The organism is Sphingopyxis sp. JAI128 (assembly GCF_014207235.1).
In the GTDB taxonomy this organism is placed as follows: Bacteria; Pseudomonadota; Alphaproteobacteria; order Sphingomonadales; family Sphingomonadaceae; genus Sphingopyxis.
In genome coordinates this window covers 271,024-283,491 of the sequence record NZ_JACHDA010000001.1, presented here as the reverse complement: position 1 = coordinate 283,491, position 12,468 = coordinate 271,024, and the positions used below count along the sequence as shown (strand labels likewise).

The 12,468-nt window shown below is 65.2% G+C and carries 13 protein-coding genes and 1 tRNA gene; 5 read left to right on the top strand and 9 right to left on the bottom strand.

Going from position 1 to position 12,468, the window contains the following annotated elements; translation table 11 throughout:
* Positions 1–6: 6 nt before the first annotated feature.
* A complete protein-coding gene (locus HDC35_RS01285) occupies positions 7–975 on the bottom strand; it encodes an acyltransferase (protein WP_184643064.1) in 969 nt (322 codons plus the stop codon).
* A 123-nt stretch (positions 976–1,098) separates the two neighbouring features.
* Between HDC35_RS01285 and HDC35_RS01280 the strand changes: the two genes are divergently transcribed.
* A tRNA-Pro gene (locus HDC35_RS01280) sits at positions 1,099–1,175 on the top strand.
* Between the two features lie 8 nt (positions 1,176–1,183).
* Here HDC35_RS01280 and HDC35_RS01275 read toward each other — a convergent pair.
* From HDC35_RS01275 to HDC35_RS01265, 3 genes are all read right to left on the bottom strand, one after another.
* Positions 1,184–2,461 (bottom strand): DUF2235 domain-containing protein, encoded by a 1,278-nt coding sequence (locus HDC35_RS01275; protein WP_184643063.1) that lies wholly within the window; start codon positions 2,459–2,461, stop codon positions 1,184–1,186.
* 120 nt (positions 2,462–2,581) lie between these two features.
* The gene (locus HDC35_RS01270) at positions 2,582–2,860 is read right to left on the bottom strand and encodes a hypothetical protein (RefSeq protein ID WP_184643062.1); all 279 of its coding nucleotides are present in this window, start codon (positions 2,858–2,860) and stop codon (positions 2,582–2,584) included.
* A gap of 148 nt (positions 2,861–3,008) precedes the next feature.
* Complete coding sequence (locus HDC35_RS01265; protein ID WP_184643898.1) at positions 3,009–4,427, bottom strand: M20/M25/M40 family metallo-hydrolase; 1,419 nt, start codon at positions 4,425–4,427, stop codon at positions 3,009–3,011.
* A gap of 126 nt (positions 4,428–4,553) precedes the next feature.
* Here HDC35_RS01265 and ettA point away from each other — a divergent pair, with 126 nt between their 5' ends.
* Entirely contained in the window at positions 4,554–6,233 is a 1,680-nt protein-coding gene (gene ettA / locus HDC35_RS01260) for an energy-dependent translational throttle protein EttA (RefSeq protein ID WP_184643061.1), read from the top strand.
* A gap of 47 nt (positions 6,234–6,280) precedes the next feature.
* Positions 6,281–6,685: a PaaI family thioesterase gene (locus tag HDC35_RS01255; protein WP_184643060.1), complete on the top strand. Its 405-nt coding sequence runs from the start codon at positions 6,281–6,283 to the stop codon at positions 6,683–6,685.
* Here HDC35_RS01255 and HDC35_RS01250 read toward each other — a convergent pair.
* Genes HDC35_RS01250 through HDC35_RS01240 form a run of 3 tightly spaced genes read right to left on the bottom strand, consistent with a single transcriptional unit; the run spans position 6,682 to position 9,287 of the window.
* On the bottom strand, positions 6,682–8,007 hold the full coding sequence (locus tag HDC35_RS01250) for a chloride channel protein (RefSeq protein WP_184643059.1): 1,326 nt from the start codon (positions 8,005–8,007) through the stop codon (positions 6,682–6,684). The genes HDC35_RS01255 and HDC35_RS01250 overlap by 4 nt on opposite strands.
* 49 nt (positions 8,008–8,056) lie before the next feature.
* The gene (locus tag HDC35_RS01245; protein WP_184643058.1) at positions 8,057–8,635 is read right to left on the bottom strand and encodes a hypothetical protein; all 579 of its coding nucleotides are present in this window, start codon (positions 8,633–8,635) and stop codon (positions 8,057–8,059) included.
* Between the two features lie 13 nt (positions 8,636–8,648).
* A complete protein-coding gene (locus HDC35_RS01240) occupies positions 8,649–9,287 on the bottom strand; it encodes a carbonic anhydrase (RefSeq protein WP_184643057.1) in 639 nt (212 codons plus the stop codon).
* A 62-nt stretch (positions 9,288–9,349) separates the two neighbouring features.
* Here HDC35_RS01240 and lipA point away from each other — a divergent pair, with 62 nt between their 5' ends.
* Both lipA and HDC35_RS01230 read left to right on the top strand, forming a co-directional pair.
* A complete protein-coding gene (gene lipA / locus HDC35_RS01235; protein ID WP_184643056.1) occupies positions 9,350–10,294 on the top strand; it encodes a lipoyl synthase in 945 nt (314 codons plus the stop codon).
* A 7-nt stretch (positions 10,295–10,301) separates the two neighbouring features.
* Positions 10,302–10,781 (top strand): type II toxin-antitoxin system RatA family toxin, encoded by a 480-nt coding sequence (locus HDC35_RS01230; protein WP_184643055.1) that lies wholly within the window; start codon positions 10,302–10,304, stop codon positions 10,779–10,781.
* Here the strand turns inward: HDC35_RS01230 and HDC35_RS01225 are convergent.
* Both HDC35_RS01225 and HDC35_RS01220 read right to left on the bottom strand, forming a co-directional pair.
* Positions 10,724–11,281, bottom strand: coding sequence for a CinA family protein (locus HDC35_RS01225; protein ID WP_184643054.1), 558 nt, complete (start codon positions 11,279–11,281; stop codon positions 10,724–10,726). The genes HDC35_RS01230 and HDC35_RS01225 overlap by 58 nt on opposite strands.
* 3 nt (positions 11,282–11,284) lie before the next feature.
* Positions 11,285–12,463 (bottom strand): bifunctional 2-C-methyl-D-erythritol 4-phosphate cytidylyltransferase/2-C-methyl-D-erythritol 2,4-cyclodiphosphate synthase, encoded by a 1,179-nt coding sequence (locus HDC35_RS01220; RefSeq protein WP_184643053.1) that lies wholly within the window; start codon positions 12,461–12,463, stop codon positions 11,285–11,287.
* Between the last annotated feature and the right edge of the window lie 5 nt (positions 12,464–12,468).

The window sequence follows — 12,468 nt, the reverse complement described above, 5'->3', positions numbered from 1 at the left end:
TTCCGGTCAGGCGACCGCTTCGATCGGTCGGCGTCGGGTCATCGCCGCGCTGATCGCACGGCGGACCGACGGGAATAGCGCGGCCGTGGCGATCGCAGTGGCCAGGCTCAGCGTCCAGTGCCCGCCGAGATATTTGACGAGCACCATCGCGGGAACATGCACCGCGTAAAGCGGGAAGGACATCGCGCCCGCGACCGACAGGACCGGCGACCAGCGCGAAGCGGCCGGAAAGCGGAGGCCGCCGGCCATGATCATCGGACAGACGATCGTGATGAAGAGGAGATTGGCAATCCAGGAAGCATTGGGGATCACCAGCGATGTCCCGAAAATGAGCGGCATGGCCAGAAATGCGAAGCTGGGCGAGCCGGTGATCGCCGGCTTGTCGCGCCAGCTGCGCCACAGGATGATCCCGATCGTATAGGACATCAGGACACGCGGCAGACCGAGCAGGAAGTTATCGGGCCGCGAGCCGACGTCGAGGCCCTGACTCCGGCCACCGACTACAAAGACGAGACCCGCGAGCGCCGCGATCGCGACGAGGCTTCGCATTCGCAAGCGCCGCAGGACAAAAACATGGGCCAGATTGGCCGCAAGCTCGAAAAGGATCGACCAGGCCGGTACGTTGAGCGGAAAGGCAAGAATGCCGACGAACCACGGGATAAGCAGGAGGTTGAGCAGCATCGGCAGGACGTCGCTGACGGGCAATTGGATGAAGGCCGCGACGGCGCCGATCGCGCCGCCAACCGCCATGGTGGGCCAAAGCCGTTGCAAGCGGCTCGTCATGAAATACGCCGCCGGAGAAGGGCTTTCCCAACGTGCTTCATAAGTGCGCGCCATGACATAGCCGCTGAGCATGAAGAAGAAATCGACCGCGAGAAAAGCGGTGCCGCGCGACGCCTCGAACACCAGTATGTGGAGGTGATAGCCGAGCACGGCGAATGCCGCGACACCGCGCAGCCCGTCCAGCCCTGTCAATCGACCCCCCATGCCGGGACTTTAGATCGCGAGCGCAAAATTTCCGTTAAGCATCACAAAGGCGTCCGCGCCATCGTTTCCGCTTGCCCTTTTGCAGGGCCAAACCTAAGGCGCCCGCAGCGTCGGGGAGTGGCGCAGCCCGGTAGCGCGCTTGCTTTGGGAGCAAGATGTCGCAGGTTCGAATCCTGTCTCCCCGACCATCTCCCCGCTAATTCAACTTCTTTGTCACTGCCCTTCCGCGCCGTGGTCGAGCCTGGGGTGGGGCAGGGGGTGCGATCGCCGACCCGGTGCGCGCATCGACGGCACCGTGCAATGTCCCGGGATCGATCCCCAGCGCTGTCGCCCATCGGATCAGGCCGGCGGGGCGATAGGCGGGGATCTTGCGCCAGCGGTCGAAGACGCTGGCGTCGATCGTTTCGTTGGCGGTCAGCCAATATCCCTTGTTACCCGGCGTCGCGGGCGCCGCGATACGGCGCTGGAACCGCCGTCCGAGCTTCAATATCCGGTAAAGCCCGTGCAGGAAGCGACGAAAACTGTCGTGAATCGGCGCGGTGACTTCATAGCCGGTGGGGACGACGTCGCCGCGGTAGGCAAGGCCGAGCGCGCCGGCCTTTGCCATCAGCCAGGCCAGCGGCAATTGCGGCATGTCGTCGCCGGCGATGCCGCCGCCAACGTTGGCGTGGGCGCCCGCGAACCACCGTTGTTCGACGATCGTCTGGCGAATGCGGCGTTTGCCGGGCGGATCGGGACGCGCGGGGGTGAAACGCGTCCACAGCGTCGGGGCAAAGGCGGCGCGATGCTCGTCGAGCGCGAGCGCGTGATAGGCATGTTCGAAAATCGCCGAAAGCCGCGTATTGTGGAAGCCGAAGCGCCGCCGGCTGATACCGCGGATATTGCCGAACGGGACGCCGAGCGCCCCGACGGTATCCCATACGCCGATCATTTTGAACGGCACACGGCGCGAATGGCGCAGCAAGCGCTTTTCCTGCGGGGGCAGGTCCTTCGTCTGGTGAAGCTCGACGAAAGAGGCGGCCTTCGCATCGAGACGATATCGTTGGTAAAGCTCCTCGACCGACAGTGGCGAGCCGGGGCGCAGCAATCCGCACCTGGCAATCATCCCCGCGACGCTGCGCGCTGTGAAGGCGCCCCGGCTGAAACCGAAGAGAAAGATCTGGTCGCCCCGGTCGTAATGGCCCATCAGCCAGCGATAGGCGCCGATGACATCGCGATCGAGCCCATGACCGAAGATGCCGCCGCGGATTGCTTCGCCCCGCGGCGTGCCGACCCCGGCGGTATAATAGCAAAGCTGTTCGATCCCTGCGCCGTCCCTCGGCGCGACGAGCTGGCTGAGGCGCCACACGCTGGTGTTGTCCGCCGAACTGTTCCAGGTGCCGTCGAGCAACAGAATGAGGCGTTTTCCGCGAGCGGTTTCAGGCCTTTTTCCCATCGCGCGGCGCACTCCGATCGCTTCGCGGCGGTGTCTCACAGCCCGGCGCGGCCTGCAAGACGGGGGATCGGCCTATACCGGAAGCGGACACAAAAAAAGCGGCCTTCCCGAGGGAAGGCCGCCCTTTTCGTTTCAGTCATCGCCCCGAAGGGCTGAGACTTACTTCTTTTCTTCAGCCGGAGCGGCAGCGGCGTCGGCCGGAGCAGCAGCGGCCGGAGCGGCAGCGGCGTCGGCCGGAGCAGCGGCTTCGGCGCCAGCAGCGGCAGCGTCGGCACCAGCGGCAGCGGCTTCGGCGCCAGCAGCAGCGGCGTCGGCGCCTTCTTCGGCAACCGCTTCAGCGGCCGGAGCTTCGGTGGTAGCTTCTTCAGCAGCCTTTTCACCGCAAGCGGCGAGGGCGAACATGCTGGCAGCAACGGCGATAGCAGCAAACTTCTTCATGATGTGTGGGCTCCCTAAAATGCCTTTCGCGTCCCGGAAACTTTCCCGTTCCGCGAGCGGCGGGATTTAGCTGTTCCGCGTGAATCGTCAACAAAAATAATTGAGATGGAGGGGCGGTGCTCCGAAATCTGTCATTTCCCCGTAACGATTATGGAAGTTCGGCCGCTCCGCTGTTCGCGAGAATCGCCAGCACCGCCGACCAAACGACAACATTTTGCCGCAACTGCGCGGGATCGATCTTGTCCAGCGTATCGTCGGGCGTGTGGTGGATGTCAAAATAGCGTGTGCCATCTTGCACAAGGTCGATCGCGGGGACCCCCGCTTGCACCAGCGCGCCGATATCGGCGCCGCCGTTTGCCGGCTGTTTTCCGCGCACGACTCCGAGCGGCATCACCGCCGCCGCCAGCTGGTCGGCAAGCGCTTTCGCGCTGTCGGGCAGTTTGAAATCGATCCGCCACACGCGGTCGGCGCCGAAATCGGATTCGAGCGCAACGGCATGTTTTTCCGTCCCATGTTTTTCAAAATAGGCCTCGCCGCCGAACACGCCGACCTCTTCGGCGCCGGCCCACAGAATGCGGATCGTGCGACGCGGCTGGCCCGCGCTCATGACATGTTTCGCGGCGGCGGTGACGATGCCGCAGCCCGCCGCATCGTCGATGGCGCCGGTGCCGAGGTCCCAGCTGTCGAGGTGGCAGGCGACGATAATGGGGCTGGCGGCCGGATCGCTACCCGGCACTTCGGCAATGACGTTGCCCGATTTGCGGATTCCTGTGTCCTGCGGCGTCAGGACCAGCTTCATCCGCAGCGGTTCGGCGATATAGCCGAGCGGCGTTTCCTTCGCGCGCATCTGCTGCGCGCGCTTCCACTGGCGCACCAGCTGATCGGCGTCCGGATTCGAGATCGCGCCCGCCGGGATCGGCTTTACCCCCGCCTCGAAATTGGTCACGCCGGTATGCGGATTGCGGTGCGCGTCAGTGCCGATCGAGCGGATGACGATCCCGGCGGCGCCCTTCTTTGCCGCGACATTGGGCCCGGTGAAGCGCCCGCGGCCATAATAGCCGTATCCGCTGCCGTCCTGTGTCGGCTGCATCTTGTGGTCGATAAAGACGATCCGGCCCTTCACGCGATGGTCGGGCGCCGCGGCGAGCGCGTCGAAGCTGTTGAAATAGGCGATATCGCCCTCGATGCCTTTCGTACCCGTCGATGCCGAATTGCCGAGCGCGGCGATCGCCAGCTTTTGCGGCTGGAACGGGCTCGTCAGCCAAGCCGCTTCCTCGCCGCGTACCCAGACGGGCATGTCGAACGGTTCTTCGCGCACATTGGCAAAACCCATCGATTGCAGCCGCGCCACAGCCCAGCGCCGCGCCGCCGCCTCGGCTTCGGTCCCCGCCATGCGCGGCCCCACTTCCGTGGTCAGGCCTTCGGTGATCGTCCAGGCGATATCGTCGCCGCGCTGGGCCAGTTCGGCCGCGCCCGGCGGCGGTGGAATCGACGCCGACGCGCCGGTGGTCGAAAGGATGAGGGCGGCGATCCCGGCAAGGCGGGGCAGGGGAAGGAAAAGGGGCATGCCGTCGTCGTAACGCCGCGCCTCGCCCGCGCAAGCGTCGATTGCCAATCGCGCCCCCATTCGCTAACCGGCGCGCAACATCTCTCCCGGCCGCGCACCGCGGCCCAGCCCATACCGGAGCATTTCATGGCCGCCCAATATAGTTTCGTGATGAAGGGTCTGACCAAGACCTATCCTGGCGCACAAAAGCCGACGCTCAACAATCTGAGCCTGCAATTCTATCCTGACGCCAAGATCGGCATCGTCGGCCCGAACGGCACGGGTAAATCGACGCTGATGAAGATCATGGGCGGCATCGACAAGGATTTTACTGGCGAAGCCTGGCCCGGCGAAGGCATCACCGTCGGCTATCTGGCGCAGGAGCCGCAGCTCGACCCGACCAAGACGGTCAAGGAAAATGTCATGGACGGCGTGCGCCCCGTCGCCGACATGATGGACCGTTTCAACGAGATCAGCGCGCTGATGGCGGACCCGCCCGCTGACGCCGATTTCGACGCGCTGATGGAGGAAATGGGCACGCTCCAGGAAAAGATCGACGCGGTCGACGGCTGGACGCTCGACAACCAGCTCGAAATCGCAATGGAGGCGCTGCGCTGTCCGCCGGGCGACTGGAGCGTCGAGAATCTGTCGGGCGGTGAAAAGCGCCGCATCGCGCTGACGCGTCTGTTGCTCGAAAAGCCATCGATTCTGCTGCTCGACGAACCGACCAACCATTTGGACGCCGAAAGCGTCGCGTGGCTGGAAAAACATCTCGTCGACTATCCTGGCAACGTTATCCTCGTCACCCACGACCGCTATTTCCTCGACAATGTCGTGAACTGGATCCTCGAACTCGATCGCGGCCGCTATTTCGTCTACGAGGGCAATTATTCGACCTATCTTGAAAAGAAGGGTAAGCGCCTCGAACAGGAAGCGCGCGAAGACCAGGGTCGCCAGAAGGCGATCAAGGACGAGCTCGAGTGGATCCGGCAGTCGCCAAAGGCACGGCAGGCCAAGTCGAAAGCGCGTATCAAATCGTTCGACCAGCTCGTCGAGGCGCAGGAAAACCGTGCGCCGGGCAAGGCGCAGATCGTCATCCAAGTCCCCGAACGCCTCGGCGGCAAGGTGATCGAGGTCAACAATATATCTAAGGCTTATGGCGACAAGCTGTTGTTCGAGGACCTGTCCTTCACGCTGCCGCCGGGCGGCATCGTCGGCGTGATCGGCCCGAACGGCGCGGGCAAGTCGACGCTGTTCAAGCTGATCACCGGGCAGGAACAGCCCGACAGCGGGAGCGTCAGCATCGGCGACACCGTCCGCCTGGGCTATGTCGACCAGAGCCGCGACGCGCTCGACCCGAACAAGAATGTCTGGGAAGAAATTTCGGGCGGCCACGATCTGATGAATATCGGCAAGCACGAGATGCAGACGCGTGCCTATGTCGGCGCATTCAATTTCAAGGGCACCGACCAGCAGAAAAAGGTTGGCCAGTTGTCGGGCGGCGAACGCAACCGCGTCCATATGGCGAAGATGCTGAAGCAGGGCGGCAACGTCCTGCTGCTCGACGAACCGACCAACGACCTCGACACCGAAACGCTCGCCGCGCTCGAAGAAGCGCTCGAAAATTTCGCCGGCTGCGCCGTGGTCATCAGCCACGACCGCTTCTTCCTCGATCGCCTTGCGACGCATATCCTGGCGTTTGAAGGCGACAGCCACGTCGAATGGTTCGAAGGAAACTTCGAATCCTATGAGGAAGACAAGATCCGTCGCCTCGGCGAAGGCGCGACGCGCCCGCACGCGACGACGTACAAGAAGCTGTCGCGCTAAAGGCGATGGCGGAGGCGGCGGCTCCGATCTCGTCGGGCGCGATCCGCATGGACGCGGACGCGCTCAACGCCTTCATGGCGGAGGCCTTCCCGCATTCGCAGCCGGGCTCGCGCGGGCGCGTGGTCTCGGCGGTTCCGGGCCATGTTCAGGCGCGCCTCGTTCCCAATGAACAGGCGCTCCGCCCTGGCGGGCTGATTTCGGGGCCGACGCAGATGGGCTTTGCCGACATGGCGGCCTATGCGCTCGTCCTGGCCCATATCGGCCCCGTCGCGATGGCGGTGACGAGCGCGCTCAATTATCAATTTCTGCGTCCGTGCCGCCCGGGCCCGCTGTTCGCCGACGCGCATATGCTGCGCCTCGGCAAGCGGCTGGCGGTAATGGATATCCGCATCTGGACCGACGCCGCCGATAAGCCCGTCGGTCAGGCGAACGTCACCTACGCTATTCCTTAGGCCGCAGAGGTCTTCCCCGGCAGCATCCGCATCGCGAGCCCGTGATAGAGGCGCGTCGGGCAAATTTGCGCACTCGTCCAGTCGGCGATCAGCGCGGTCATGAACAGCGGCAGGATCACGCCGCGCGCCGCGGTCGCTTCGATCAGAATGATGACGGCGGTGAGCGGCGCCCGCACGACTCCGACAAAATAGGCGACCATCCCCATCATCACGACCGCGCCCGCCGGGCTCTCGGGAAAGGCGGGGGTAAGGAGATTGCCGAAGCCCGCGCCGACGGCGAGCGACGGGGCGAAGATGCCGCCGGGGGCGCCGCTCAGCGTCGAGGCGAGCGCCGCGGCAAATTTGGCGGGGAAGAACCACAGCTTGCCCTGATTGCCTTCGACGAGGAATTTGGTGACGTCATAGCCCGTGCCCCAGGTGCCGCCGCTCGTCGCGACCCCGACCATGGCGACGACGAGGCCGCATCCCGCCGCGAACACGACGGGGCGCCGCGCGGCATAGCGCGCCCAACCCGCGGTCCGCGCGCTCGCTGCAAGGACGATCCGCGCGAACAGGCCGCCCGCGAGCCCGCCGCCGACCCCCGCGACCGGCGCGATGATCAGCACGTCCGCCACCGGCAACGTCTCACGCATCACACCAAAATAGACATAGTCGCCCGCGATGGCGAGGCTGACGAGGCCGGCGATCATGACCGCGCCCATCGTCAGCACAGCGACGCGCTGTTCATAGGCCGAGGCGAGTTCCTCGATGGCAAAGGCAATGCCGGCGAGCGGGGTGTTAAACGCGGCCGCCACGCCCGCGGCGCCGCCGGCAATGAACACGCCCGCGGTGATGCGCACCTTCAGCAACCGGTGGACCGCGACCATGATCGCGGCGCTGACCTGGACCGTCGGCCCCTCGCGCCCGACCGAACCGCCCGCCGCAAGCGTCGCCAGCGTCAGGCCCAGCTTGGCGATCGCAGTGCGCAACGAGACGAGCGGGCCTTTTACGGACTCGTCGGGGCGGCGTCCGGCGGCGATGATCTGCGGAATCCCCGACCCGCGCGATTCGGGAAAAAAGCGTGCCGCGGTCCAGACGATCAAGGCAAAGGCCGTCGGCGTGATCAGGAGCGGCAGCCACCAGACCCGGTCGGTGACGCGAAAGATCAACCGCTGTGCATGGTCGCCCGCCGTCGCAAAGGCGAGCGCGACGAGGCCAAGCAACACGGCGCCGCCGACCATCGCCACGCGCCGGCGAATATCGACAACCTCGCTGCGCGCGCGGCGGTTGATCCGCAACCGCCAGAGCCGGACCCAGCGGGGGAGAGTCGGTTTGATGGGCATGGGGCCGCATGGACCGCGGCGCCGCGCGGCGCAACCCCGCGGGCCGATTTCAGTCCGGCGCGACTTCCCACAGGACCAGTTTGGTCGCATGGACATTTTCGCGCGCTTTCGCGCCGTCGAGCCGGGTCAGCTTCGCATCGCCCTTGAGCGCGCTCATTTCGAACATCGCGTCGACGACGACGACGTCGCCGGCGGCAACCTCGATCTCCATCGCGCCGGCGTGCGCCATGATGCCTTTCGCCATCGCGGCGTGCAGCCGGTGGGTGCCCGGCGCCACGTCGGCCATCAACATCTGGCCCGACTTGATCTGGGCCCTTGCGCTATCGTCGAGGACGATATTCATTCCTTGCAAAGCGGCGACGAAACCGCGGCGCGTGACATAGATGCGCGCCTTGCCGTCGGGCACCCGCATCGCGCGCGCATCGGCGAGCGCCTCGGGGCCCGCCTTTATTCCCGATTTATTGGCCGACAGCGACCAGGCGATCAGCCCGACGATCGCGACCAGCGTCACTATCGAAAAAATCAACATCGCGCCGGGCGAGAGCGATTGCGCAAGAGTGGGCCCCAGAAGCGCGCCGACGATCGCCGCGACAATGATGACCGCAACCCAAAATGCATTCTTGCTCATATCGCCCTCCTGATCAGGCGGGAGAAAAATCTCCCGTCGCGTCGTCCATCAGATGCAAGACGCCGTCGCTGATCGCGAAAAACGCTCCACGCAGCGTCAGCGTCCCGCGCCGTTCCTTTTCCTGAATGCAGGGAAAAGTTCTTAGGTTGTCAATACTTACCCGCACCGCTGCCATTTCCATGGCGCGGCCGGCGTCGCGGGTGTCGAGGTCGGCATGGGTATTCCGCACCTCTTCGCTTGCCTCGTCGAGCATCGCGATCCAGTCGGCGATGAAGCCGCCGCGGCCCGGTTCGGCGCCCTCCATCGACTTGTGAAGCGCGGCGTGGCAACCGCCGCACAGGCCGTGGCCCATCACGACGATTTCCTCGACCTTCAGGAACTGGACGGCGAATTCGAGCGCCGCCGACACGCCGTGACGGCCCGGTGTGGTTTCGAACGGCGGCACCAGCGCCGCGACGTTGCGCACGACAAAGATTTCGCCCGGATTGGTGTCGAAGATCTGCGAGGGTTCGACGCGGCTGTCGGAGCAGGCGATGACCATCACCTTGGGCGATTGGCCCACGGCGAGTTCGTCCCAGCGTTCGCGTTGCTGTTGCCAGCCGCCGTTACGGAAACGCCGGTAGCCGTCGATCATGTCGGTAAAGTGAGTCATGGACGCGCCTTAGCATAGGTAGAGAGGTTGAGAAGAGGCGCGTGCAAGACTATGTGGGCGCCATGAACGCTCCCGCATCGCCCGTACAGCCCGCGTCGACTCCCAGCCAGCGCGCGCGCAAGCCCGACTGGATCCGCGTCAAGGCGCCGACGAGCCCCGGCTACGCCGAAACGCGCAAGCTGATGCGCGAGCTGAACCTGCATACGGTGTGCGAGGAAGCGGCGTGTCCGAACATCGGCGAATGCTGGACCAAAAAGCATGCCACGGTGATGATCCTCGGCGACACCTGCACGCGCGCCTGCGCCTTCTGCAACGTCAAGACCGGGATGCCGCGCCCGGTCGACCTGCTCGAGCCCGAACATACGGCGATCGCGGCGGCGAAGATGGGGCTGACGCATATCGTCATCACCTCGGTCGATCGCGACGATCTGCCCGACGGCGGCGCCAGCCAGTTCGTGAAAGTCATCAACGCGCTGCGCCGCGAAACGCCGCAGACGACGATCGAGATCCTGACCCCCGATTTTCGCAACAAGCCCGAAAGCGCGGTCGCCGCGATCGTCGATGCGCGCCCCGACGTTTATAACCATAATCTCGAAACCGTCCCGCGGCTCTATCCGACGATCCGCCCCGGCGCGCGCTATTATGCGTCGTTGCGCTTGCTCGAAAGCGTCAAGCGTCGCGATCCGTCGATTTTCACCAAGTCGGGTATCATGCTCGGCCTTGGCGAGGAACGGATGGAGGTCCATCAGGTGATGGACGACATGCGCAGCGCCGACATCGATTTCATGACGATGGGCCAATATCTCCAGCCGACGCCGAAACATGCGAAGGTCGCCGAATTCGTTACGCCGCAGGCCTTCGACGCCTATGCGCAGATCGCGCGCGCCAAGGGGTTCCTGCAGGTCGCTTCGTCGCCCCTGACCCGGTCGAGCTATCACGCCGGCGACGATTTCGAACGGATGCGCGCCGCGCGCGAGGCGCAGTTGGCGCGCGTCAAGGCGGACTGAGCGCCCGTTGCCAAGGCATCACGAAACGCGCGAGCTGCCGTATAGCGACGAACAGATGTTCGCGCTCGTCACCGACATCGCGCGCTATCCCGAATTCCTGCCGTGGGTCGTCGCGCTGCGCATCCGCGACGACAGCGAGCATGAGACGGTCGCCGACATGATCGTCGGCTTCAAGGGGCTGCGCGAAAGCTTCTCGTGCCGCGTCCACAAACAGCGCCCGCACGAGGTCATCGTCAGCTACATCGACGGCCCGATGAAGCATCTCGGTAATGAATGGCACTTCCGGCCTGTCGAGGGTGGCGGTTGCCGTGTCGACTTCATGGTCGATTTCTCGTTCCGCAGCCGGATGTTCGAGGCGCTCGCCGGGCAGATGTTCGACAAGGCGCTCAGAAAGATGATCGCGGCGTTCGAAACGCGCGCCGACGATCTCTACGGGGCCGGCAACACGACATCCTCCGACGGCCGCAGTCCGTCCTTTTCGGGCTGAAGCAGGCTGAGCGCAAAGAGCGTCGCGTGATGGCGGATCGTGGCGCGGTCGGTCGAATCGAACTGGATGCGCTGGGTGAAATAATCGTCGGGATCCTGTCCGCGCAGGGCGCGCGCGAAAACGACCAAGCCAACGGGTTTCTTTTCGGAGCCGCCGCCCGGGCCCGCGATGCCGGTGATCGCGACCGCGACGTCGGCATCGCTGTTTGCCAGCGCACCTGCCGCCATGGCCCACGCGGTCGCAAGCGAGACTTCGCCGAAGGTTTCGATAATCTCGCTGCTGACGTCGAGCTGTGTCTGCTTGGCGTGTCCCGAATAGGTGATGAACCCGGCCGAGAAAACATCCGAGCTGCCCGCAATGTCGGTCAGCGCGGCACTGACCATGCCGCCCGTGCAGCTTTCGGCCACGGCGACTCGCCGCCCTGCGGTGCGATTGTTAGCGAGCACGCTCGTAGCGAGATCGTCGCGCGCCGCGAGGCGCGTTTGTTCGACAGACTGCAAGGTTCAATTCTCCGGAAGTTGCAAGGTCGCGAGGGCCTGGGCCGCTATCCCCTCACGGCGACCGGTAAAGCCCAGCCGCTCTGTCGTTGTCGCCTTCACACTAATCCGTTCGATCGGAATGGCAAGGATTTCGGCAATACGCGCCCGGATAGCCGGCCGATGCGGACCGATTTTGGGCGCCTCGGCGATGATCGTCAGGTCGACATGGTCGATCCGACCGCCACGCGCCGCAACACGATCCCCGGCAAATGCCAGGAAGCGGTGCGAGGCGGCGCCGCGCCATTGCGGATCACTGGGCGGGAAATGATCGCCGATGTCGCCATCGGCAAGCGCACCGAGGATCGCGTCGGTCAGCGCATGAAGTGCGACGTCGGCGTCGCTATGGCCTTCAAGCCCATGACTATGCGCGATTTCTATCCCGCCGATCCACAGCGGCTTGCCCGCCACGAGGCGATGGACGTCATATCCCATGCCAACCGCGGTTCGTGTCATCGTGTCCATTCCCAATAGTCCCCGAAGGATCGCCATATCCTCGGCATATGTCAGTTTGTGGAGACGCGCGTCGCCCGCAACCGTCGTCACGGCAACCCCCAGTCGCCGCACGAGCTGCGCATCGTCGGTGACCGCCGATTCCGCAGCTTCGGCATGCGCGCGCCGCAGCGTGCCGAGGCGGAAGGCCTGCGGCGTCTGGACGCGGGCGAGCGCGGCGCGGTCGACGGCCCCGCCCGCGCAATCGTCCGACTGCTCGACGAGAGTGTCCGGCACCGGCAGGGTCGGGATTGCGGCATCGGAATCCGTCAGCGCCGCGAGCAAGCGGTCGATAACCTCCGGGGTCAAGCCAGGACGGGCGGCGTCGTGGACCAAGACGAGGGCGTCGTCCTCCCAGCCGACGAGGACGGCGAGCGCATTGCTCACCGACTGCTGTCGTTCCGCGCCGGGATCGGCGGAAATCCACCCGTCGGGCAGGGGCGCGATCGCCGCCATGACGTCATGGTCCGCCACCAGCACCCCGCCCGAGATGGCGCGATGCCCGGCCAGCGCATCGAGGCTCCAGCGCAGCACCGGCCGGTCGCCGAGCCGCGCCAGCTGCTTCGGCTGCGCGAAACCGGCGCGGGTTCCCCGGCCGCCGGCCAGCAGGATCGACGCGACGCGTGGGGCGGGGGAAGGCGCGGAATCGGTCATCAGCC

Coding starts and splice junctions, on each gene's coding strand:
- HDC35_RS01270 (WP_184643062.1), bottom strand. CDS start 2,860: ATGAAGAAGTTTGCTGCTATCGCCGTTGCTGCCAGCATGTTCGCCCTC.
- HDC35_RS01265 (WP_184643898.1), bottom strand. CDS start 4,427: ATGCCCCTTTTCCTTCCCCTGCCCCGCCTTGCCGGGATCGCCGCCCTC.
- ettA (WP_184643061.1), top strand. CDS start 4,554: ATGGCCGCCCAATATAGTTTCGTGATGAAGGGTCTGACCAAGACCTAT.
- HDC35_RS01255 (WP_184643060.1), top strand. CDS start 6,281: ATGGACGCGGACGCGCTCAACGCCTTCATGGCGGAGGCCTTCCCGCAT.
- HDC35_RS01250 (WP_184643059.1), bottom strand. CDS start 8,007: ATGCCCATCAAACCGACTCTCCCCCGCTGGGTCCGGCTCTGGCGGTTG.
- HDC35_RS01245 (WP_184643058.1), bottom strand. CDS start 8,635: ATGAGCAAGAATGCATTTTGGGTTGCGGTCATCATTGTCGCGGCGATC.
- HDC35_RS01240 (WP_184643057.1), bottom strand. CDS start 9,287: ATGACTCACTTTACCGACATGATCGACGGCTACCGGCGTTTCCGTAAC.
- lipA (WP_184643056.1), top strand. CDS start 9,350: ATGAACGCTCCCGCATCGCCCGTACAGCCCGCGTCGACTCCCAGCCAG.
- HDC35_RS01220 (WP_184643053.1), bottom strand. CDS start 12,463: ATGACCGATTCCGCGCCTTCCCCCGCCCCACGCGTCGCGTCGATCCTG.